The sequence below is a fragment of the Micromonospora sp. NPDC049081 genome (assembly GCF_040648835.1).
In the GTDB taxonomy this organism is placed as follows: domain Bacteria; phylum Actinomycetota; class Actinomycetes; order Mycobacteriales; family Micromonosporaceae; genus Micromonospora; species Micromonospora antibiotica.
The window spans coordinates 187256-209469 of record NZ_JBEZEK010000006.1 but is presented as its reverse complement, the minus strand read 5'-3'; the positions used below and the strand labels follow the sequence as shown (position 1 = coordinate 209469).

18 protein-coding genes are annotated in these 22214 nt (G+C 71.8%); 7 read left to right on the top strand and 11 right to left on the bottom strand.

All coding sequences use genetic code 11. From position 1 onward, the window contains the following. Positions 1 to 106: 106 nt before the first annotated feature. From AB0B63_RS12405 to AB0B63_RS12395, 3 genes are all read right to left on the bottom strand, one after another. Positions 107 to 703, bottom strand: a complete 597-nt coding sequence (locus AB0B63_RS12405) for a polysaccharide deacetylase family protein (RefSeq protein ID WP_357017498.1) — start codon at positions 701 to 703, stop codon at positions 107 to 109. An 8-nt stretch (positions 704 to 711) separates the two neighbouring features. Beyond that, entirely contained in the window at positions 712 to 1905 is a 1194-nt protein-coding gene (locus AB0B63_RS12400; RefSeq protein WP_357017495.1) for an endo-1,4-beta-xylanase, read from the bottom strand. Between the two features lie 306 nt (positions 1906 to 2211). Beyond that, positions 2212 to 3837: a glycoside hydrolase family 43 protein gene (locus tag AB0B63_RS12395; RefSeq protein WP_357017492.1), complete on the bottom strand. Its 1626-nt coding sequence runs from the start codon at positions 3835 to 3837 to the stop codon at positions 2212 to 2214. Between the two features lie 244 nt (positions 3838 to 4081). On the opposite strand from AB0B63_RS12395, the gene AB0B63_RS12390 reads away from it, so the two are divergent. The 5 genes from AB0B63_RS12390 to AB0B63_RS12370 all read left to right on the top strand — a co-directional run bounded on the left by AB0B63_RS12390 (position 4082) and on the right by AB0B63_RS12370 (position 9483). Then, a complete protein-coding gene (locus tag AB0B63_RS12390; RefSeq protein ID WP_208566191.1) occupies positions 4082 to 5374 on the top strand; it encodes an extracellular solute-binding protein in 1293 nt (430 codons plus the stop codon). Positions 5375 to 5428: 54 nt separating this feature from the next. After that, on the top strand, positions 5429 to 6427 hold the full coding sequence (locus tag AB0B63_RS12385) for a sugar ABC transporter permease (protein WP_208566190.1): 999 nt from the start codon (positions 5429 to 5431) through the stop codon (positions 6425 to 6427). Further along, a complete protein-coding gene (locus tag AB0B63_RS12380; RefSeq protein ID WP_208566189.1) occupies positions 6424 to 7263 on the top strand; it encodes a carbohydrate ABC transporter permease in 840 nt (279 codons plus the stop codon). The genes AB0B63_RS12385 and AB0B63_RS12380 overlap by 4 nt, the downstream gene beginning before the upstream one ends. A gap of 58 nt (positions 7264 to 7321) precedes the next feature. Then, positions 7322 to 8344: a LacI family DNA-binding transcriptional regulator gene (locus AB0B63_RS12375; protein ID WP_208566188.1), complete on the top strand. Its 1023-nt coding sequence runs from the start codon at positions 7322 to 7324 to the stop codon at positions 8342 to 8344. Positions 8345 to 8742: 398 nt separating this feature from the next. Continuing rightward, the gene (locus AB0B63_RS12370; protein ID WP_357017487.1) at positions 8743 to 9483 is read left to right on the top strand and encodes a cellulose binding domain-containing protein; all 741 of its coding nucleotides are present in this window, start codon (positions 8743 to 8745) and stop codon (positions 9481 to 9483) included. Positions 9484 to 9618: 135 nt separating this feature from the next. Here AB0B63_RS12370 and AB0B63_RS12365 read toward each other — a convergent pair whose 3' ends face one another. The 4 genes from AB0B63_RS12365 to AB0B63_RS12350 form a co-directional block, all read right to left on the bottom strand. After that, positions 9619 to 10083: a hypothetical protein gene (locus AB0B63_RS12365; protein WP_208566186.1), complete on the bottom strand. Its 465-nt coding sequence runs from the start codon at positions 10081 to 10083 to the stop codon at positions 9619 to 9621. A 74-nt stretch (positions 10084 to 10157) separates the two neighbouring features. Next, complete coding sequence (locus AB0B63_RS12360; RefSeq protein ID WP_208566185.1) at positions 10158 to 11285, bottom strand: glycosyl hydrolase 53 family protein; 1128 nt, start codon at positions 11283 to 11285, stop codon at positions 10158 to 10160. Positions 11286 to 11450: 165 nt separating this feature from the next. Next, positions 11451 to 13694, bottom strand: a complete 2244-nt coding sequence (locus tag AB0B63_RS12355) for a M4 family metallopeptidase (protein ID WP_357017484.1) — start codon at positions 13692 to 13694, stop codon at positions 11451 to 11453. Positions 13695 to 13893: 199 nt separating this feature from the next. Continuing rightward, entirely contained in the window at positions 13894 to 14724 is an 831-nt protein-coding gene (locus AB0B63_RS12350; protein ID WP_208566183.1) for a PIG-L family deacetylase, read from the bottom strand. A gap of 88 nt (positions 14725 to 14812) precedes the next feature. On the opposite strand from AB0B63_RS12350, the gene AB0B63_RS12345 reads away from it, so the two are divergent. Continuing rightward, positions 14813 to 15439: a DUF1349 domain-containing protein gene (locus AB0B63_RS12345; RefSeq protein WP_219461416.1), complete on the top strand. Its 627-nt coding sequence runs from the start codon at positions 14813 to 14815 to the stop codon at positions 15437 to 15439. Here the strand turns inward: AB0B63_RS12345 and prfH are convergent. The 4 genes from prfH to sthA form a co-directional block, all read right to left on the bottom strand. Next, positions 15399 to 16085 (bottom strand): peptide chain release factor H, encoded by a 687-nt coding sequence (gene prfH, locus AB0B63_RS12340; protein WP_357017480.1) that lies wholly within the window; start codon positions 16083 to 16085, stop codon positions 15399 to 15401. The two genes, AB0B63_RS12345 and prfH, sit on opposite strands and share 41 nt — an antisense overlap. Next, a complete protein-coding gene (locus AB0B63_RS12335; RefSeq protein WP_357017477.1) occupies positions 16082 to 17257 on the bottom strand; it encodes an RNA ligase RtcB family protein in 1176 nt (391 codons plus the stop codon). The genes prfH and AB0B63_RS12335 overlap by 4 nt, the downstream gene beginning before the upstream one ends. Before the next feature lie 175 nt (positions 17258 to 17432). Further along, the gene (locus tag AB0B63_RS12330; protein WP_357017474.1) at positions 17433 to 18644 is read right to left on the bottom strand and encodes an ROK family protein; all 1212 of its coding nucleotides are present in this window, start codon (positions 18642 to 18644) and stop codon (positions 17433 to 17435) included. A 150-nt stretch (positions 18645 to 18794) separates the two neighbouring features. Then, positions 18795 to 20198 (bottom strand): Si-specific NAD(P)(+) transhydrogenase, encoded by a 1404-nt coding sequence (gene sthA / locus AB0B63_RS12325; RefSeq protein WP_208566178.1) that lies wholly within the window; start codon positions 20196 to 20198, stop codon positions 18795 to 18797. A 324-nt stretch (positions 20199 to 20522) separates the two neighbouring features. Between sthA and AB0B63_RS12320 the strand changes: the two genes are divergently transcribed. Beyond that, positions 20523 to 22211, top strand: a complete 1689-nt coding sequence (locus AB0B63_RS12320; RefSeq protein ID WP_208566177.1) for an LLM class flavin-dependent oxidoreductase — start codon at positions 20523 to 20525, stop codon at positions 22209 to 22211. Positions 22212 to 22214: the final 3 nt, after the last annotated feature.

Sequence of the window (22214 nt, the reverse complement as noted above, 5' to 3'; positions counted from 1 at the left end):
CGGGTACACCCCGACCCCCCACCCACCACCCGCACCGGCCGTAACCGGTCGGCCGGTACGTTCCGCCTGCTGCCGGCCCGATCCGCCGGGGCGGGCCGGCAGCGGGTCAGTCGGCGGGCAGGGTGAACCGCCAGCGTCGTGCGCGCAGCACGGGCGCGACCCGGTCGACGGCGGCGACGCTCTGGCTGCGGTCCCCACCACCGTCGTGCAGCAGCACCACCGCGCCGGGGGTGACCCCGTCGAGGAGCCGGCGGACGAGCTCGTCGGTGCCCGGCGGTTCCCAGTCGCCGACGGCCAGCCGCCAGCCGAGCGGTCGCATGCCCAACGCGGCGGCGACGCCGGGACTCGCCCCCCAGGCCCCGTAGGGCGCACGGAAGTAGCGGATCCGGGCATCCGGTACGGCCCGCCGGATGGCCTCGTTGGTCTCCCGCAGATCCGCCTCGATCCGTTCGGCCGACCAGGTGGTCATGTCGTCGTGGTGCATGCTGTGGTTGCCCAGCCGGTGACCGTCGGCAACGATCCTGCGGACCACCTCGGGGTGGGCCTCGACCTGCCCGCCGCAGAGGAGGAACACGGCCGCGATCCGGTGCCGCCGCAGGACGCCGAGCAGGCGCAGCGTGTCGGTGGGGTTCGGGCCGTCGTCGAAGGTGAGGCTGACCGTCCGTCCGCCGCCCCGGGCCGTGTCGAGGATGTCGGCGCCCACCGGCCGGCCTACCGGCGCGGCTTCGGCGTGGCCCGCATCCGCACGTACGGTGGGCCGGCGTAGATCAGGTCGGCCTTCATCACCTGGTACGCCCGCTTGGGCTGGTAGTTCTCGTCGTAGATGGTGGCCAGGCCCTGCGGCGGGTCGTCGAAGGTGCCGGGCACCCAGGAGTGCCGGTCGGTGAACCCCCAGACGGTGAACGACAGGCAACGCGGCTCGGCCAGGCAGGCCTGCAACAGCACGTGGAAGTTCGCGGCGGACGCCTGGAGCCGTGGGTTGATCTCCTCGGAGTCGCCGGCCTGCACCCCGTCGGTCAACCGGCTGCGTACGTCGACCTCGGTGAACGCGGTGGACAGCCCCAACCCGGCGAAGCGGTGCAGCGCGTCGGCGACCTGGAGGGTGTCGTAGTTGCCGTACTGGGTGCCCAGGTGGCCCTGGCTGCCGACCCCGTCGATCGGCACGCCCCGGCCCAGCAGGCCCTTGACCATGTCGTACACGAACTGGGTCTTGTCGTTGGCCGGGTCGCCGGAGCCGAACGCCTCGATGTTGTAGTCGTTGTAGAACAGCAGGGCGGTCGGGTCGGCGGCGCGGGCCCAGCGGAACGCGTCGGCCACGTAACCCGGGCCGAGGTGCTCGGCCCAGAAACCCTTGTAGTGCAGGGTGGACGGGGTGTCCCAGGGGTCGCTGACGGCCTCGTTGACCACGTCCCACTGCCAGATCTTGCCCCGGTAGCGGCTGGCGACGGTGGTGATGTGCTGGCGCAGGATCGACCGCAACTCGGTGTTGTCGATGGAGCCGTCGGCGACCCCGTCGGTGAGCCACTTGGGCAGTTGGCTGTGCCAGACCAGCACGTGGCCCCGGACCTTCTGACCGTTGCGTCGGGCGGTGGCGACGAGTTCGTCGGCCGCCGACCAGTCGTAGGTGCCCCGGGTCGGCTCCAGGGACTCCCACTTCATCACGTTCTCGGCGGTGACCGTGGAGAACTCGTCGCGCACGATCTCCCGGTAGCGGGGCTCGGCGGCGTCGTTGAGGGCCGCCATGTCGACCGCGGTGCCGACGTACAGGCCGTGGCGCTGGCCCAGGGCGCGCAGGCTCTGCGCGGTCGGGTCGTACGGCCGCTGTGCGGTGGCCGGTACGGCGTTCAACACGCCGGCGGTCGCGACGGCGACCAACCCGGCAGCCATCCACCGTCTGAGGATCATCTGCGGTCCTTTCCCGAGGCGCGTCGACGGGTCGACGGCGGCGAGGGTGGGGGAGGGGTGCGGCACCGCCACGGCGGGACGTGTGGCGGGCCGCACCGGAGCCAACCGATAGTTGTGCATCGATTTCCGGAAGCCGACTGGAACGTTACGAGCGCGAGCCCACCGGGTCAACCATCGAAACTTCCGGAACTCCTGGTCAGGCCGTCGACCGGTCGTCGCAACAGTTTCGAGATCCGGCCTCCCGGTATCCCGGGCACGGCCACGACCGGCCCCACCCGGAGCCGGTCGTGACGGGTGTGGGAGCGGTCAGTGCTCCCGGTAGGTGGCCCGGTCGAAGTCGGCGTGGCCGCCGTCGCCACCGAGGTCCTGGACCCAGAGACCCAGGAACGCCCCGGTGAACCCCCAGGCCGCCGGCTCGCCGTCGATGATCAGGGCGGCGTGCTCGTCGGACAGGATGGTCGCGTCCAGGTCGATCGGTAGCTGCTGCCAGCCCGCGCCCAGGTCGTAGCCGAAGCGCACCACCGGGCCGTCGAACTCCGCCCGCAGACCCACCCGGGTGGCCCCGCCGGTGTCGACGGTCAGCTCCGGATAGGCGGTACGCCGGCCGTTGTCCGAGCTGAGCAGCTCCAGCACCGTCCGACCGTCGTCGGCCCGGGTCAGGTAGAGGTGGTGCCAGTTGAGGGTGTTGTAGTAGGCGGTGATGCCGGCCAGCTGACGGTGGTCGACCGGGTCGAACTCGACCACCGTGTCGAGGGTGCACCGGGTCGCGCCGACCCGCCGGGCCACCAGACTGGGGGCCTGCCGGCCCACCGGGGACTGCCCACCGTGCACCCGCAGGTGCGACGGGCGCGACCGCAGGTCGATCCAGTCCGGGGTGGCCGGTCGACGCAACGTCGACCAGGCCGGGCCCAGCTCGGCGGCGTCGAAGTCGTCGGTGGCGGGCTCGGCCGGCCACGGGTGCGCCGGCAGGTCCGGCGCGGCGACCTCGTCCGCCGGCACGCCGCCGGGGATCCGCGGCCAACCGTCCGTGGGCCACTCGACGCGCTGGATGGCCGTCTCCCGGCCCAACACGCAGCTGCCCAGCGGAGAGTAGGGGCGGCCGACCAGGTGGGCCAGGTACCACCCGCCGTCCGGGGTGCGCACCAGGCTGCCGTGGCCGGCCTTCTGCAACCGCAGCTCGGGCCGGCCGACGGAGGTGAGCAGCGGACCGTCCGGGTCCACCTCGTACGGTCCGAACAGCTCCCGGGACCGGGCCACGGTGACCTGGTGTTCCCAGCTGGTGCCGCCCTCCGCGGTGATCAGCCAGTACCAGCCGTCGTGGCGGTAGAGGTGCGGGCCCTCGGTGACCCCGACCGGGGTGCCGGTGAACAGGATGCGGGGCCGGCCGACGAGGCGGCGCGCGGCCCGGTCGTACTGCTGGATCTCGATGCCGGCGAAGCGGTCCCGGCCGGGCCGCCAGTCGGCGCTCATGGCGAGCAGCCAGCTGGTGCCGTCGTCGTCGTGGAACAGGGCGGCGTCGAAGCCACGCCCGTGCAGCTTCACCGGGTCGGACCAGGGTCCGGTGATGTCGGGCGCGGTGACCAGGAAGTTCTGCGGGTCCCAGTAGCCGCTGGCGAAGCTGGCCACGTCGCTGTAGACGAGGTGGAACAGACCGTCGTGGTAGGTCAGGTCGGGTGCCCAGATCCCGTTGGAGTCGCCGCAACCGCGCAGGTCGAGCAGGCGGCGGTCGGTGACGACCCCGCCCAGTGCCCGCCAGTGCACGAGGTCGCGGGAGTGGTGCAGCCGGACCCCGGGGTACCACTCGAAGGTCGAGGTGGCCAGGTAGTAGTCGTCGCCGACGCGCAGGATCGACGGATCCGGGTGGAACCCGGCGAGGACGGGGTTGCGGATCGACCGGGCAGCGGTCGCCACTTCAGCGGTGTCGGTCGACACGGGCACTCCTCGGGCAGCTCTCGAAACTTTCGGAATCATGGCCATGGTCGGTGAAGCCCTGCACACGCTAGCCGTTTTCGCCGCGATAGGACAGAGGTCTTGACCCGCGCGGAAACAGCTCGTAGCGTGCCCGCCATCGATCGGTAATACCGGCGACGCTCTGAAAGTTCCGGAGATACACGTTTCGAAATCGCCGGCTCGACCGGCACCCGAGCACCTCGTGAGTCCCCCGAAGGGATGGATCATGACCGCCCACCTCTCCCGCAGATCGCTGCTCGGCCTCGTCGGCGCCGGTGCCGGCGCGTACCTGCTCAGCGGCTGCAGCGACGACGCCTCCGACGACCCGGACGCCCCGCAGACGATCAACTGGTGGCACATCCAGAACACCGAGCCGATGCTGCCGGTCTGGGCGGCGGTGGCCCAGGAGTACCAGAGCGCGCACAGCAACGTGAAGATCGAGATCCAGCCGCTGGAGAACGAGGCGTTCAAGGCCAAGCTGACCACCGCCACCCAGGCCGGCTCCCCGCCCGACCTGTTCCAGTCCTGGGGCGGCGGGGTGCTCAAGCAGCAGGTCGACGCGGGTCTGGTCAAGGACCTCACCGAGACCATCGCCCCGTGGAAGGACGGCCTGCTGCCGCTGTCCCTGGAGCCGTACACCGTGGACGGCAAGATCTACGGGGTGCCGTTCGACATCGGGATGGTCGGCTTCTGGTACAACAAGGACCTCTTCGCCCAGGCGCAGATCACCGCGCCGCCGGCCACCTGGGCCGAGCTGCTCGACGTGGTCCGCAAGCTCAAGGCCGCCGGGATCACCCCGGTCGCGCTGGCCGGCAAGGACAAGTGGCCGGCCCACTTCTACTGGGCCTACCTGTCCATGCGCATCGGCGGGCTCGGTGCCCTCCAGCAGGCCGCCAAGGACAAGAACTTCGAGACCCCCGACTTCGTGGCCGCCGGTGAACGGCTCAAGGAACTGGTCGACCTCCAGCCGTTCCAGAAGGGCTTCCTGGGCGCGGAGTACGGCTCCCCGGACGGCCAGGCCGCCACCATGGGCAACGGCCGTGCCGCGCTGGAGCTGATGGGGCAGTGGGCCCCGTCGGTGCAGGCGTCCAGCTCCACCAGCAAGAAGGGGCTCGGCGACAAGCTCGGCTTCTTCCCGTTCCCGGCCGTCGACGGCGGCAAGGGCACGGCCACCGAGGTCTTCGGCGGCGGCAACGGCTTCGCCGTCGGCAAGGACGCCCCGCCGGCCACCCTGGACTTCCTCAAGACCCTGCTCAGCGTCGACGTGCAGCGTCGCAGCACCAAGACCGGCGCGGTGCTGCCGACGGTCAAGGAAGCCACCGACGCCGTCGCCGACCCGAACAACAAGGTCGTCGCGCAGACGCTGGCCGCCGCCACCGGCTTCCAGCTCTACCTCGACCAGGCCTACCCGCCGGCCGTCGGCCAGCAGGTCAACGACAGCGTCGCCGCGTTGGTCGCCGGCAGCAAGTCGCCGGCGCAGATCCTCAAGGACATCACCCAGGTGGCGAAGACCCAGTAGTACCGTCCCACCCCATCGATCACCAGCCGCCGGCGAGAACTGAGTGGAGCAGGCATGACCACGCCATCGATCCTGTCGAATGCGGGACCCGGCGGCCGAGTGACCGAACCGTCGGGGCCGGGGCCGGGCGGCGTACGCCGTACCGGCCGCCGGCCCCGGCCGGGCCGTCGCCGGGCCCTCGCCGTCTTCCTGGCCCCGTCCCTGGTGCTGTTCCTACTGCTGGTGCTGACCCCCATCGTGGTGGCCGGCTACGCCAGCCTCTACAAGTGGAACGGCTTCGGTCTGCCCGAGAACTTCATCGGGCTGGACAACTACACCCGGGCCTTCGGCGACCCGGTGTTCCGGGGCGACCTGTGGCACGGGCTCGTGCTGATCGTGCTCTCCCTGGCGGTCCAGCTGCCGGTCGCGATGGGCCTGGCGATGCTGCTCAACCAGCCGCTACGGGGGCGCGCGATCTACCGGGTGATCTTCTTCGCCCCGTACGTGCTGTCCGAGGTCACCACCGCGGTCCTGTTCAACCTGGTGTTCTCACCCAACCGGGGGTTCGGTGACGCCATCTCCCGGTTCCTGGGGGCCGACGCGGGGGCCGTCTTCGCCGACCCGGACACCGTCCTGTACGCCGTCTTCCTGGTGGTCTCCTGGAAGTACTTCGGCCTCTACATGATCCTCTTCCTGGCGGCCCGGCAGAACATCCCCAAGGAGCTCAACGAGGCGGCGGTCACCGACGGGGCCAGCGCGTGGCAGGCGTTCCGGCTCGTCACCCTGCCGCTGCTCGGCCCGACCATCCGGATCAGCGTGTTCCTGTCGGTCATCGGCACCATCCAGCTCTTCGACATGGTCTGGGTGCTCACCGGCGGTGGGCCGATCCACGCCTCGGAGACCATGGCCGTGACGATGTTCCAGTTCGGCTTCCGCCGCTTCGAGGTCGGCTACGCCAGCGCGATCAGCATCATCATGTTCCTGCTGAGCCTCGTCTTCGCCCTCATCTACCAGCGCGTCGTCCTGCGTCGGGACACCGAGGGCGCCCTCACCGTCCAAGGAGACCAGCGATGACCACCTCGGCGAACCCGGCCCAGCGGGGCCGTCGCCTCCTGTTGCACCTCGTCTGCATCGCCGTCGGCGCGCTCATCGTCGTGCCGGTCTGGTTCGGGGTGATCGGTGGGTTCAAGGACAACGGGCAGCTCTCCACCAACCCGCTCGGCCTGCCCGACCCGTGGGTGCCGGGCAACTACGTCGAGATCTTCACCGCCGGGGTGTTCTGGCGCAACGTGGGCAACAGCGTCCTGATCGCCGTGGCCAGCACGTTCGTCGTGGTCGCGGCGGCGGCGATGGCCGCGTACGTCTTCGCGCGGTTCGCCTTCCGGGGGCGGGAGTTCCTGGTCACCATCTTCGCGATCGGGTTGATGTTCCCCTTCGCGGTGGCGATCCTGCCGCTGTTCATCCTGCTGCGCGGGATGGGGCTGCTGGACAACCCGCTCGGGGTGATCCTGCCCCAGGCCGCCTTCGGCCTGCCGATCACCATCATCATCCTGCGGCAGTTCTTCCGGAGCATTCCCGGCGAGGTCGAGGAGGCGGCGACCCTCGACGGCTGCGGTCCCTTCGGGTTCTTCTGGCGGGTGCTGCTGCCGATGGCCCGGCCCGCCCTGGCCACGGTCTCGGTGTTGGCGCTGGTGAGCAGTTGGAACAACTTCATGCTGCCGCTGGTGGTGTTCACCGACCAGAGTTGGTGGACGCTTCCCCTCGGGGTCCAGGCGTTCCAGGGGCAGTACTCCGACGACACCGCCAAGGTGCTCGCGTACGTCGTGTTGTCGATGATCCCGGCGCTGGGCTTCTATGCCATCGCCGAACGTCAGCTCATCGGTGGGCTCTCCGGCAGCGTCAAGGGGTGACCCCGACCTGCTGCGATAGCCTTCTGCGACCGTAGTTCCCCCGACCGAAAGGGTGACCGTGGGCTCCGAGAACGGCAGGAACGTCACCATCGCGATGATCGCGCGGTTGGCGGGCGTCTCGGTGCCCACGGTCTCCCGGGTGATCAACGGCCGGTCCGACGTCGCCCCGCAGACCCGGGAACGGGTGGAGGAGTTGCTCACCCGGCACGGCTACCGCCCCCGCTCGGCGGCCCGCCGTACCCAGTCCGCCCTGATCGACCTGGTCTTCAACGACCTGGACAGCCCCTGGGCCGTGGAGATCATCCGGGGCGTGGAGGACGTCGCGCAGGCCAGCGGCGCCGGGACCGTCGTGTCGGCGATCCACCGGCGGACCTCGTCGGCCAAGCAGTGGCTGGACAACATGCGCACCCGTTCCACCGAGGGGGTCATCTTCGTGACCTCGATGGTGGAGCCGCCGTTGCAGGCGGAGCTGCGCCGGCTGCGGCTGCCGGTGGTCATCGTCGACCCGGCCGGGGTCGCCCCCCAGGAGGCCCCGACGATCGGGGCGACCAACTGGGCGGGCAGCCTGCGCGCCAACCAGTACCTGCTCGGCCTGGGTCACCGGCGGATCGGCTTCATCGCCGGCCCGCCGCAGCTGATGTGCAGCCGGGCCCGGATGGACGGCTACCGGGCCGCGCTCGACGCCGCCGGTCTCGCCGTCGACGACCGGCTGGTCCGGCCGGGCAACTTCTACCACGAGTCCGGTTACACGGCCGGCATGCACCTGCTGGGCCTGCCCGAACCGCCGACCGCGATCTTCGCCTCCAGCGACCAGATGGCCCTCGGGGTCTACGAGGCGGTCCGTAAGCGTGGCCTGCGGGTGCCGGACGACGTCAGCGTGGTGGGCTTCGACGACCTGCCGGAGGTCCGCTGGTGCTCGCCGCCGCTGACCACGATCCGGCAGCCGCTGGCCGAGATGGGCATGCTGGCCGCCCGGACCGTGCTGCGGTTGGCCCGGGGCGAGACGATCGAGAGCCCTCGGGTGGAGCTCGCCACCGATCTGGTCGTGCGGGACAGCGCCGCCGCGCCGCGTATCCGCTGATCCGGGCCGGGTCGGCGGTCGGCCGATCGACGCCGGAGAGTGGCCCGTAGCGGCCGGTCGGCCGGTCCGGGCGGCCCGATCGGACAGCATTGCATCGACAGTCATCGAATGCCAGACTGTTCTGGCGTCGTCACGCTCGGGAGCCAGCGTGACCACTCGTGCGCCGATTCGTCGGACACGCGAGGTGGCCGCGCCACCCCGCGCCGGGCAGTCCGCGACGGTGACCACCGGTCGGTCCTCCGCGCCCGTCGACCGGGCCGTCCGGCATCCGCCCGGCCATGACAGCCGATGATCGCGCAGCACCTCACCCGCCCACCGCACGGTGGGCGACAGTCCCGGATCCGGCACCGCGGGCCCGTCCCGGCCGTCGGTGCCCCCGCAACCCCTCGGAGGTACGGATGCTCCGCACGCTCGGCGTGGTGCTGGCGACCACGACCCTGACCCTGGCCGGTTGGGCCGGCACACTCACCGGCGCCCAGGCCCAGCCGGCGCTCTCGGCCACCCCCCTGCCCACCCCCACCTACGCGTGCCCCCCGGCGCTGCCGGTCTCCGGGCAGTTCATGTCGGCCAGCGCCACGAGCATCACCGTCCGGTACTCGATGCTCATGACCCCGCCGTGCGGCTACAACCCGCCGATGACCCTGGTCCTCTTCGCCAGCCGGGAGGACGCGACGGCCTGGCTGAACCCGGTGGCCTCGGCGGTGTCCGGCCCGGAACGGCAGGGCGAGATCACGGTCACCGGGCTGACCCCGGACAGCGAGTACTGGTACCGGTTCAGCGCCGGGGAGAAGCACGACCCGTACGTCATCAACGGTCCGGTCCGGACGCTGCCGGCCGGGTCCGCGTCGTGCCGGGCGACGATCACCGTCGACAACCGCTGGACCGGTGGGTACGCCGCCACGGTCACCGTGCGCAACACCGCCGAGGAGACGCTCAACGGCTGGCAGGTCACCTGGCGGTGGTTGGGCGACGAGCGCATCTCGGCCCTCTGGAACGGCGTGCTCACCATCTCCGGTCCCGACGTCACGGTGCGCAACGCCTCCTGGAACGGCACGCTGGCCCCGGGTGGCAGCACGACGTTCGGCATGCTCGTCTGGACCAACGCGCCGGGCCCGCTGACGCTGAACTGCGGCCGGTGACCGCCGACGCCGGCCGGCAGGCGACGGCCGGGCCGGCGCGCGGGCGCACCGCACGGGACTGAGGTCCGCACCGGCGGGCCGCCACCCACCGGGATGGCGGCCCGCCGTCGGCGCGGCCCGCCGCCCGGTGACCCGTCAGCCGGTCAGCGACTGCCTGATCCGCGCGTACTCGGCGGCCATCTCCGGTGTCGCCAGGAAGTCGTCGAGCGCGGCCGAGACCCGGTGGTCGACCTCCTCGACCGAGCGCAGGGCGAGCTCGTGCAGCTCGCCGCGCCGGTGCCCCTCCAGGTACGTGGTCCAGTGTTCGAGGGCCGACAGGGCGATCAGCAGGCCGGGGTCCATGTCGCCGTCGGCGAGGATACCCTCGTCGATGCGGTCGAGGTGGGAACGCAGCTCGCCCGCGTCAGCCGTGGCGATCCGCTCCCGCGCGGCGGCCAGCGCCGCCCACGCGTCCTCGTCGAGGTCGTCCGCGCCGGCCTCGTCGATCAGGTCGGCCGCCAACAGGCGGGTGACGGTCGCCAGCCCGAAGGCGTGCAGGGCGTCCTCGTCGGCCGCGTCGACCAGCTCCCGGATGGCCGCATCGCACTCGTCGTATCGCACCGCGCCAGGGTAGTGCCCGGTCGGCGGGCCACCGCCGGTGGCCCGCCGACCGGGACGGAAGCCTTCCGCCCGGCCTACGGCCGCCAGCGGATGCTCGGGTTCACCTGACCGGTCCAGTTGAAGATGGCCATGTTGTCCCACTGGTTGCCGGTGCCGTTGATGTTCGCCGGGTCCCAGCCGTTTCCCGGCACCGCGTACCAGGTCGGCTCCCAGTAGAAGACCCCGACCGCGCCGGCGTTGCGGGCGGTGTCCTGCACCCAGGAGAACTCGGTGGCCTGGCCGCTCCAACTCGCCTGGTGACCCGCGCAGGGTTCGGTGCCGTTGATCGCGTTCGCCTCGTTGTCGGCGTTCGCGGCGGTGAACGGGTACGCCGTCTCGGTGAGCACCACCGGCTTGCCGTACCGGGTGCGGACGTCGGTGATGACGTTGTAGAGGTTGGCCAGCGTGCCGTGCCACATGCAGTAGTAGGACAGGGCGGTCAGGTCCCACTGCACGCCCTTGGCCCGGATGCCGTCGTAGAACCAGCGGGCGTGGTCCATGCTGTCCGCGTTGGCGGTGTGGATGATCACCTGGGTTCCGCCGTTGCACGCCTTGGTGGCCTGGTAGCCGGCCTTGAGCAGCAGGCTGAGGTTGGTGAAGTCGTTGTTGACGACCTTGCCGTCGTTCCAGAGCATGCCGACGTTGATCTCGTTGCCGATCTGCACGCTGTCCGGGGTGGTGCCCTGGTTGCGCAGGCTGGTGCAGACGTCGGAGGTGTAGTTGTAGACGTCGGTCTGGAGCTGGCCGATGCCGTGGTTGGCCCAGGCGGCCGGCTTGTACTGCTTGCCCGGGTCGGCCCAGGTGTCGGAGTAGTGGAAGTCGATCATCAACTTGAGGCCCTTGGCCTTGACCGTCTTCGCGTACGCCAGCACCTTCGCCTTGTTGTTCCAGCCGCTGGCCGGGTTGTTCCACACCCGCAGCCGGACGTAGTTGACGCCGAGGCCCTTGAGGATGTCGAGCGGGTCGCGGGCGGTGCCGCCGGCGTCGTAGTACCGCGCGCCGAGGTCCAGGCTGCGCTGCACGGAGGAGACGTCCGCGCCGAGCATGGTCAGGGTGTTCGCGGCCGACGCCGACGTCGGCGGGCCGAGCAGGGCGGCCGGCAGGGCGACCGCCGCGAGGAACGCGACGGCCCAGGCCCGCAGGCGGGAGCGGTACGGAGTCATCCGGACCTCCTCGGTGGTGGGGTGGTGGTGGGGGACCTGCCGGCGTCGGGGCGGCGACACCAATAGACAGACTTGACTATAGCGGGGTGTGGGGCGGTCGACTCCGTGCCGGCGACGCGAAGCGGGCCACCCGGAAGCCCGGATGGCCCGCCCGCCGTGCCACTGTCAGAGGTTCAGGCTCCAACTGTTGACGTAACCGGTGTCGAGGCTCGCCGCGTCCTGGACCCGCAGCTTCCAGCTGCCGTTCGCCACCTCCGAGGAGAGGTTCACGGTGTACGTCTGGTCGATGTTGTCGGTGCTGCCCCCGGAGCGGCTCTGCAACGTGTAGACGCTGCCGTCCGGGGCGACCAGGCTGACCACCAGGTCACCGATGTAGGTGTGCACGATGTGCACCTCGACCTTGCTCGCGGTCGACGGGGTCGCCGCGCAACCGCTGATCACGATGGTGCTCTCCACCGTCGAGTTGTCGGCGATCGGGACGTCGGTGCCGTTGGTGCCGGAGCAGCCCGGCAGCCCGTTCACCGTCACGTTCAGCGTGGTCGTCCGGGCGACCGAGGGGGCGGTGCCCACCACCGTGATCGGCACCGTGCCGCTACCGGCGGTCGCGGCAGCGGTGACCGTGACGGTGGTCGACCCGCCGGCGGTGACCGACGACGGGCTGAACGACACGCTCACCCCGGCCGGCAGCGGTCCGGTCGAGAAGGTCACCGTCTCGGCGGTACCCCGGATGACCGTGGTGGAGACCGTTGCGGTGCCCGAGGTGCCCGGGTCGAGGGTCAGCGTCGCCGGGGCGACCGCGACGGAGAAGTCGTTGGCGGCGCACGACTCGGTGCCGTTGACGTTCACCGCGGTCCAGGCGGCCATCACCGCCTTGTACTCGGTGCTGCACAGGCCGTACAGGTCGGTGGCGGCCGACAGGGTGTGCAGCCGCGCGGTGTTGGTCGGCTGGGCGGTGTTCACGTAGCGGGTGTTCGACACGAAGTACGCGTCCAGGGCGCGGAACCAGATCTTCTCGGCCTTCTGCCGGCCGATGCCGGTGACCGGCGGGGCCGACCCGCAGAGCGGCGAGGTGCCGTAGGAGGTCGTCCCGGAGCCCTCGGCGAGGTTGAAGAAGAAGTGGTTGGCCACGCCGGAGGAGTAGTGCACGTCGATGCTGTTGGTGCTGCTCGACCAGCAGCCGTGCGAGGAGCCGTCCAGCGTCGGGTTGTACATGTAGCGCAGCGGGGTGCCGTTGCCGTTGATGTTGATCTTTTCGCCGACCTGGTAGTCGCCCGGGTCGGCGGTGGTGTTGGCGTAGAACTCCACCATGTTGCCGAAGATGTCGCTGGTGGCCTCGTTGAGGCCGCCGGACTCGCCGGAGTAGGTCAGGCCGCCGGGCACCACGTTCTCGGTGACACCGTGGGACATCTCGTGGCCGGCCACGTCGAGCGAGACCAGCGGCTTGGCGTTGCCCGCGCCGTCGCCGTAGGTCATCTGCGCGCCGTCCCAGAAGGCGTTGACGTAGGCGTTGCCGTAGTGCACCCGGCTCGGCACGCCGGTGCCGTTGCCGAAGATGCCGTTGCGGCCGTGCACGTTGGTGAAGTAGTCGAAGGTCGCCGCCGCGCCGAAGTGGGCGTCGACCGCGGCGGACTGCCGGTTCGAGGGTGCCCCGGTGCCCCACACGTTGTCGGCGTCGGTGAACGTGGTGCAGGTCGACGTGCCGTTGTTCATGTCACAGGTCCGGCCGTTGCCCCGGGTCGGGTCGATCAGGCTGTACGTCGCACCGGACAGCGTGGTGTCGACTGCGACCGGACCGGCGTACACGCTGTTGCCGGTGCCGACGACGGACTCGATCTCGTCGTACGAGCCGATCCGGGCACCGGTGAGCGCGTCGCTGATCACGTGCAGCTTCGAGGGGGTCTGCCCGTCCGGTGCCCAACCGGTGACCACGGTCTCCCAGGCGAGCCGGCCGGTGCCGCTGCTGGCGTCGACGAACAGCTCCGCCGCGCCGGTGCCGGTGACCTTGCCGGAGAACTCGGCGGTCGCCGCCCTGCGCGCCTTGGCGGCGCTGACCTTCGGGGTGGTGGCGAGGGTCAGCGGAGCGGCCAGGCCGACCGAGCTGCCCGCGTAGTCGCCGTCGGCCCCGGTGCGGATGACGAAGTCGCCGCCGTAGACGCGCAGCCCGTCGTACGTGCGGGTGTAGCGGACCGCGCCGCCGCCCTTGGCGTCCTGCCGGCTGCTGTGCACGGCGTAGCGGTCCTTCGCCGAGGACCTGACGGCTCCGGCGTGATTCTTGAGGGCGGTGTCGGCAGCGGCGACCAGCGCCGGCCCCGGGGTGGATGGTGGGGCTGCGGACACGCTCGTGGTGGTGACCACGAGACCGCTGCCGACCAGCATGGTGACGCCGGCCAGCGCTAGGGCTGATCTCAAACTGACCTCCCCAATCCGAGATGCTCTCGCATCTTTCGATAGCGAGATCATCGTCGGCTGTGGAGAGTCTGGGAAGACAGTTGTCGATGGCTATTCATACCGAGTTGCCCATCCGGGCGATGGTATGACCGACGAGTTGTGTCCGGGGTGTTCCCTCCCTGTTGCGGACGGAACACCCCGGCAACACCCGCCCGTACGGTCAGCGCAGGCCGGCGAAGAGGTCGTCCTCCGGCAGGGCCGCCCCGGTGGTGTCGCGGACCCGGACGAAGGTCTCCCGACCCATCAGCTCGACGAACCGGTCCCGGCCCATCCGCAGGAAGAAGATGTTCTCGGTCTGGCTGGCGTGGGCGGCCAGCGCGTCGAACTTCTGCACGCCGTAACTGCTGGTGTCCACCCAGGTGGTGATCTCGTCGTCGGGCAGGCCGAGCTGCGGCCCCGGCGCGTCCCCCGCGTCCGGCTCGGCCCACTCGACGCCCAGCTCCTTCATCACCCGGCCGAACTCCGCGAACGCCGTGTGCGGGATGGTGGTCCAGTAGACCTTCGCCGGGATGTCGGTCATCGCCACGGCGGCCATGGTGATCCGGTGGGCCTGGATGTGGTCGGGGTGACCGTAGAAGCCGTTCTCGTCGTAGGTGACCACCACGTCCGGGCGGTAGCGGCGGATCAGCTCCGCCAGCCGGTCCGCCGCCTCCACCACAGGCGTGGTCCAGAACGCGCCGGGCATGTCGTTGTTCGGCCAGCCCATCATCCCGGAGTCGGCGTAGCCGAGCGTCTCCAGGTGGCTGACCTTCAACGCCGCGCAGCTGGCCTCCAGCTCCTCCTGCCGCATCGCCACCACCGCCGCCGGATCGTGCCCCGGCTCACCCGGCTTGACCCCACCGGGACCGTCGCCGCACCGCCCGTCGGTGCAGGTCACCAGCACCGTGGTGATGCCCTCCGCCGCATACCGGGCCAGCACGCCGCCGGTGCTCGTCGCCTCGTCGTCGGGGTGCGCGTGCACCGCCATCAGGGTCAGACCTCGCTCAGCCATACCCTCACCCTAGGCGTCCCGACCGACGACGGCGGGTACCGGCCCACCGGGGCGACGCGTGCCGACGCCCCGGCAGATAATGGACGCCATGACCACCACCTGGAACGTCCCGGGGCTGCCGTTCACCCTGTCCCCGTCTCCCGAGGCGGCGTGGACGATCGCCGAGGCGGACGGTGTGGTGAGCGCGTCGGCCGCCCCGCGCACCGACATCTTCATCGACCCGGCGTCGGGCGACCCGCTCCACGCCGAGCCGACGATCACCGCGGCCACCCTGCTCGGTCTGCCCCCGGACGGCGACTTCCAGTTCAGCGCCCGGGTCGGCGTCGACTTCGCGGCGACCTACGACGCCGGGGTGCTGCTGCTCTGGGTCGACGAGCGGCACTGGGGCAAACTCTGCTTCGAGTTCTCTCCCGACGGCGAGCCCATGATCGTCTCGGTGGTCGGCCGGGGGGTCGCCGACGACGCCAACGCCTTCGTCGTCGACGGCCGTTCGGTGTGGCTGCGGGTGTCCCGGATCGACCACGCGTTCGCGTACCACGCCTCGGTCGACGGGCGGACCTGGCGGATGGTCCGGTACTTCACCGTCGACGGTGCGGCCACCGCCGCCACGATCGGTTTCGAGGCGCAGTCGCCGATCGGGGACGGCTGCCGGGTCACCTTCGACGACATCCACTTCACCCGCGACCGGCTGGCCGACCTGCGCGACGGCTCCTGACCCGTGCCCCGGTCGTCGCCGCCGACCCGTCGGGTGGGTGCGGACGTTCGACCCGCACGGCGTCGCCCCGGACGAGTTCGTCGTGGACGCGCCGGCGGGCGGCGGTGACGGCGTGCCCGGCGCGCACGTCGCCGTCGGCGAGCCGCTGGCGCAGCAACCGCAGGGCGGCGGCGCGGTTGAGGCCGAACCGCCGTTCGGAGTCCACCACGACGACGAGGCCCGAGGGCCGGTGGGTCGCCCGTGCCGCCGTGCTGACCTTGTTGCGGTGCTGGCCGCCGGGCCCGCCGGTGCGACAGGCGACGACATGCACGTCGGCCTCGGTGAACGGCGTGGCCGGGGGGTCCACCGGGCACGGCCGGGCGGTGACGTACCAGTTCTTCCGACCCGTCGCGGGCCGGTACGGGCTGGGGGCCTGCCAGCACAGGGTGCCGGTCCACGAGGCGGCGACCGCCTCCGCGTCGGCCCCGTCGAGCCGGACCAGGACCGACCGGTAGGTGGCGGGCCGGTCACCGGCGACGGTCTCGACCCGGTGGGTGCTCACCCGGTGCCGGGCGGCGTCGGCCGTCAGCCGGTCCAGCAGCCGGGCCACCGCCCAGGCGCACTCCTGCGGGCCCCGCCCGGCCGACAGCAGCAGGTGGACGCTCATCCCCGCCCCCGCTGCCGACGCTCGTCCCGGCGTGCCGGTCGGAGCCCGGGCCCGAGGTCGGGTGTCTTGTAGGTGACCAGTGGGACGGTGCTCGCCACGGGGGTGGCCAGGCCGTGGCCGACCAGATCGGCGATCACCTGCTCGATACGTTTGTAGGCCGTCGGGGCCTCCTCGAAGAGCAGCTGCCGGTCGCCGCACACCACCAGCGAACCGACCGGCGTCCGCCGCAACTCGGCGACCGTGTGCTTGGCCCGGCCCCGACGCAGGGCGTCGGCGCGGGACATCTTGCGACCCGCCCCGTGCGCCACCGAATAATTGGCCGCCGGGCCCGCGTGGCCGGCGACGAGGAACGAGCGGGTGCCCCGGGTACCGGCGACCAGCACGTCGCGGCCGTCACCCGGGGCCGCGCCCTTACGGTGCAGGTGGCTGCCGTCACGGACCTCGACCAGGTTGTGGCACTGGTCGACGATCGGCGCGGTGGGCTCGGCCCCCAGGGCATGGGCGACCCGGGCGGCCAGCAGCCGACGGTTGAGCGCACCCCAGCGGACGGCGTCGTCGTGCCGCGCCAGGTAGCCGGCCGGATCGGGGGCCGGACCCGCGCCGTGGGCCTCGGTGTGCGCCCGCAGGATCCGCTCACCCAGGCCGCGGGATCCGCTGTGGACGATGAGCACGAGGTCACCTGCGGCGAGCCCGAGCCGGCCCGCGTGGTCCGCCGCGAAGACGGTCTCGATCCGGGCCAGCTCGACGAAGTGGTTGCCCCGCCCGACCGTGCCGAGGCCCTCGACGTGGCCGGCGGGCGGACCGCCGGCCGCGACGGCCCAGGCCGGATCGTCGGCGTCCCGCCCGGGGTCCAGCGCCCGGTCCAGATCGGGGAAGCGGGCGGCGAGCCGCTCGGGTACGACGCGCCTGAGGCCGATCGGGAACACGGCGATGCCACACCCGATGTCGGAGCCCACCAGATGCGGGTAGAGCACGGTCGACGCCATCGCGGCGCCGATCGGGGCGCCCTTGCCCGGGTGCAGGTCGGGCATGGCGGCGACGTGGCGCATGCCGTCGAGGGCCGCCACCTGGTGGCACTGCCGGACGGCATCGGACTCGATCCAGCTCTCGGGGGAGGCGAAGACGGTGACGGTGGCCGTGGTCGACGGCGGCGGGAAATGCTGTGGGGACACGGACGCTCGTTTCGGGTGACGGGAACGGACGGCGCGGCGGCGCGCGATGGCGCGCGGTATCACGGCGGCACGCGGTGGCGCGGTGCGGGCGGGATGCGGAGGTGTCCGTCAGTACGTCATGCCCACCAGCCTGGCCCACCGGACCGCTGCGGCCAACGGGTTTTCGGCCGGCTGCTCAGCCGACCCGTACGCCCAGCGGATCGGCGAGCAGCCGCGTGAAGCCGAGTTCCGCCGCGCCGACCAGGGTGGCGTCGTCACCGAGGGCGCAGACCCGCAACTGCGCACGGGACCGGGAGACCGGCAGCACGTTGGCGGTGATCCGTTCCTGGACGTGCGTCGCCGCGCCCCGGTAGACCTCCCGCAGCACGCCACCGAAGATCACCATGCCGGGATTGAACAGGTTGATCACGTTGGCCACCCCGATGCCCAACCAGTCGCCGACGGTCCGCAGGGCGTCGCGGGCCGCCGGTTCGCCGCGACCGGCCGCCTCGACCACCTCACGGACCGCGTCGCGGCCGATCAGGTCGGCGGGTCGACCGGCCGCGTCGAGCAACGCCCGCTCGCCGACCTCCGCCTCCAGACAGCCGCGCGAACCACACCCGCACGGCCTCCCGTCGTACGGGTTGACGAGCATGTGACCGACCTCGGAGCCGTACCCGCCATCGCCGCCGAGCAGGTCGCCGCCGACGATGATGCCGCCCCCGACCCCGACGTCGCCGTGCAGGTAGACCAGGTTGTGCACCCCGACGCCCACCCCACGCTGGTGTTCGGCCAGCGCGCCCAGGTGGGCCTCGTTGCCGACCAGGACCGGCAGGCCGAGATCGAGTCGACGCCCCAGCTCCGCGCCGAACGCCTGGTCCACCCAGCCCAGGTCCGGGCCGAACCGCGCCATCCCGTCACCGGGCCGGATCATCCCGCAGTACGACGCGCCGATCCCCACGCAGACCGCCCCCGGTGCCGCTGCCCGGTGCAGGTCACGCCCGAGGTCGGCCAGCACCCCCGCCACGGTGTCCAGGTCGACGCCCGCGCGGGCCCGGGGCGCCTCCCGGCGGTCCTGGATCTGCCCGCCCAGCCCGACCCGGGCGGCCACCAGCCGGTCCACCGCGATGTCGAAGGCGAGCACGAAGACCCGGTCGGACGCGGGCCGGACCACCAGGGACGGCCGGCCGGCCCGACCGGTCAGCTCGGGGAAACCCTCCCGCACCAGGCCGGCCGCCACCAGTTCGGCGGTGAGCGCCAGGACCGTGCTGCGGTTCACGCCCAGCCCGGCGGCCAGCCCGGCGCGCGACACCGGTCCGCCGAGGTGCACCCGGCGCAGCAGCGCGCCCAGGCTCCGGCGGCGGCTGTCCCCCGGCGGCTGCCCGTCCACGGTCGGACTCTTCGGCATCACGAGGCGGACCCTGTCGATCGGCGGCTGACTACCCGTCGAGCGTAGTTGCCGTCGCCGCGGTGCGTCACCTCGCGCGCCCGGCCGGTGACCGTCCCCACCCACCGGTGCGGGCCCCCACGTGTCGTGGAGCCCGCACCGGGCGGCGGGTCAGCCGTCGATCCGGGTGATGTTGCGGATCTTGTTGGCCGCGTCCAGGGCGGCGACCTTGTACGCCTCGGACAGGGTCGGGTAGTTGAAGACCGTGTCGATCAGGTAGTCGACCGTGCCGCCGCACCCCATCACGGTCTGCCCGATGTGGACGATCTCGGTCGCGCCGGTGCCGAACACGTGCACCCCGAGCAACCGGCCGTCCTGCGGGGAGACGAGCAGCTTCAACATGCCGTACGAGTCGCCGACGATCTGACCGCGGGCCAGCTCGCGGTAGCGGGCGATGCCCACCTCGAACGGGGTGGAGCTGTTGGTCAGCTCCTCCTCGGTCTTGCCGACGAAACTGATCTCCGGGATCGTGTAGATGCCGATCGGCTGCAACTCCTGGAGTTCCCGGGCCGGCTCGCCGCAGGCGTGCTGCGCGGCCATCCGGCCCTGCTCCATCGAGGTGGACGCCAACGCCGGGAAGCCGATCACGTCGCCCACCGCGTAGATGTGCTCCACGCTGGTGCGGTAGTGCTCGTCGACCGAGATCCGGCCGCGCTTGTCGGCCTCCAGGCCCGCCGCGTCCAGGGCCAGGTCGTCGGTCTGCCCCTGCCGGCCGGCCGAGTACATGACCGTGTCGGCGACGATCTTCTTGCCGCTCTTGAGGATGCACAGCGCGGCGTTCTGGTGCTTCTCCACCGCGGCGACCTCCTCGCCGAAGCGGAAAGTCACCGAAAGGTCACGCAGGTGGTACTTGAGCGACTCGATGATCTCCTCGTCGCAGAATTCGAGCATCCGGTCCCGGCGCTCCACCACGGTCACCTTCGTGCCCAGCCCGGCGAACATGGAGGCGTACTCCATGCCGATCACGCCGGCACCGACGACGACCATGCTGCGCGGCACGGCCTGCAGGTTGATCACCCCGTCGGAGTCGACGATCGTCCGGTCGTCGAAGTCGACGCTGTCCGGCCGGGCCGGTCGGGTGCCGGCGGCGATGACGGCCTTGTCGAAGGTGATCCGGGTGTCGTGCCCGGAGCCGCCGTCCACCCAGATCGAGTGCGGGTCGGCGAACCGGCCGGTGCCGGTGATCAGCGCGACCCGGTTGCGGCCCAGTTGGTTGCGGATCACATCGGTCTGCCGCTCGATCACGTGCTGGGTACGGGCGGCCAGGTCGGCGACGGTGATCTCCTCCTTGACCCGGTAGCTGCTGCCGTAGAGGTCGCGCTGGCTCAGGCCGGTCAGATAGAGAACGGCCTCCCGCAGCGTCTTGGAGGGGACGGTGCCGGTGTTGATGCACACCCCACCGATCATGTCGCGGCGGTCCACGATGCCGACCCGCCTACCGAGCTTCGCGGCGGCGATCGCGGCCTTCTGACCGCTGGGCCCGGAGCCCAGCACCAACAGGTCGTAGTCATACACGGCACCTAGCCTTGCAAGCTGCCGCAACTTCCGCCACTCGTGATCGTCGGGCGGGTGCCATCTCGTCCCGGGCAGGGCCCGGGTGCGTACGGCCGAGGGGATCGAGGTGGGGGAGCGGGTGGCCGTACACCTCACCCTCGACCTCTGGCCGGCCCGGCACCGCGGCCCTGACCGGCCCGAACTCCGCGACCGCCCGGCAGAGCACCGGGGGACGGCGCTACGGTGGGCCGGTCGCCCCGGCCACCCGCCGTGGCCGCGTCCCGACGCCGGGCGTGCCGCTGGGCGACGCCGGACGCGACGAAGGGATCAGGTGACGGCAGCGTCATGACCGACTACGGACACGAGTTGCTGTTCGGCGGCTTCCTGACCCCCGACGCCCGGCAGCCGGAGCAGGTCGTCGCCCGGGCCCGGCTCTGCGAACAGGCCGGCCTGGACCTGGTCACCTTCCAGGACCACCCCTACCAGCCGGGATTCCTCGACACCTGGACGCTGATGTCCTACCTGGCGGCGGCGACCAGCCGGATCAGGTTGGCCGGCAACGTGCTCAACCTGCCGCTGCGGCAGCCGGTGGTGCTGGCCCGTAGCGTCGCCAGCCTCGATCTGCTCAGCGGCGGCCGGGTCGAACTCGGCCTCGGCGCGGGCGCGTTCTGGGACGCCATCGAGGCCAACGGTGGCCGACGGCTCGCCCCGGGGCAGGCGGTGGACGCGGTGGACGAGGCGATCCGGATCATCCGCGAGGTCTGGGCCGCCGACCGGCGCGGCGGGGTGCGGGTCGACGGCGAGCACTACCGGGTGGTCGGCGCGAAGCGTGGTCCCGCCCCGGCGCACCCGGTGGGGATCTGGGTCGGGGCGTACAAGCCGAGGTTGTTGCGGCTGGTGGGCCGGGCGGCGGACGGCTGGTTGCCGTCGCTGTCGTACCTGCCGAAGGGGCCGGCGGAGCTGGCCGACCTCAACGCGCTCGTCGACGAGGGTGCGGCGGCGGTCGGGCGTGACCCCGCCGAGGTGCGGCGGTTGCTGAACGTCTCCGGTCGGTTCACCCGCACCGGTGCGGGTTTCCTCGAGGGGCCGCCGCAGCAGTGGGTGCGGGAGCTGGCCGACCTGGTGCTGACGTACGGCACCTCCGGCTTCATCCTCGGCTCGGACGATCCCACCAGCATCCAGCTGTTCGCCCAGGAGGTCGCTCCCGCCGTCCGTGAACTGGTCGCCGCCGAGCGGGCCGGGTCGACCGCGCCCGGGTCATCGGGGTCCGCCGGCGAAGGCGCACCGGCCGGGTCGGCCGAGGACGCGTCGGCCGGGTCGGGTCCGGTGGCGCAGTCCGGGTCGGCCGAGGGCGGGTCGGCGGCGGGCTCCGGCGGGTCGGGCGCCGCGCGGCCACGGGAGGTCGTCCGGGCCGGGGGCACAGCCGGGCTGGCGGTCACCCCCACCCCGGCACCGCAGGTACGGCACAGCGACCACCGGCTCTGGGACGAGTCGACCCGGCCGGTCGCCCCGCCGGCCCCGCCCGGGCACGTCTACTCCCCGCAGGCCCAGGCCGTCGGCGGGCACCTGGTCGACGTCCACGACCACCTGCGCCGGGAGTTGGGCGAGATCCGTGACCTGCTCGATCAGGTCCGCCGGGGGGTGGTCTCCGCCGGGGACGCCCGGGGGGTGCTCAACCGGATGACGATGCGGCAGAACAACTGGACGCTGGGGGCGTACTGTGCCGCGTACTGCACGCTGGTCACCCAGCACCACGGGTTGGAGGACGACGCGATCTTCCCGCACCTGCGGCGGGCCGACCCGGGGCTGGTGCCGGTGATCGACCGGCTGGAGCAGGAACACGTGGTCATCCACGACGTCGTGGAGGGCGTCGACCGGGCCCTGGTCGCGCTGATCGAGGACCCGGAGCGGCTGGCCGAGCTTCAGCGGGCGGTGGACGTGCTCACCGACACCCTGCTGTCGCACCTGTCCTACGAGGAGCAGAACATCGTCGAGCCGTTGGCCCGCTACGGCTTCTTTCCCGGTCAACTCTGACCC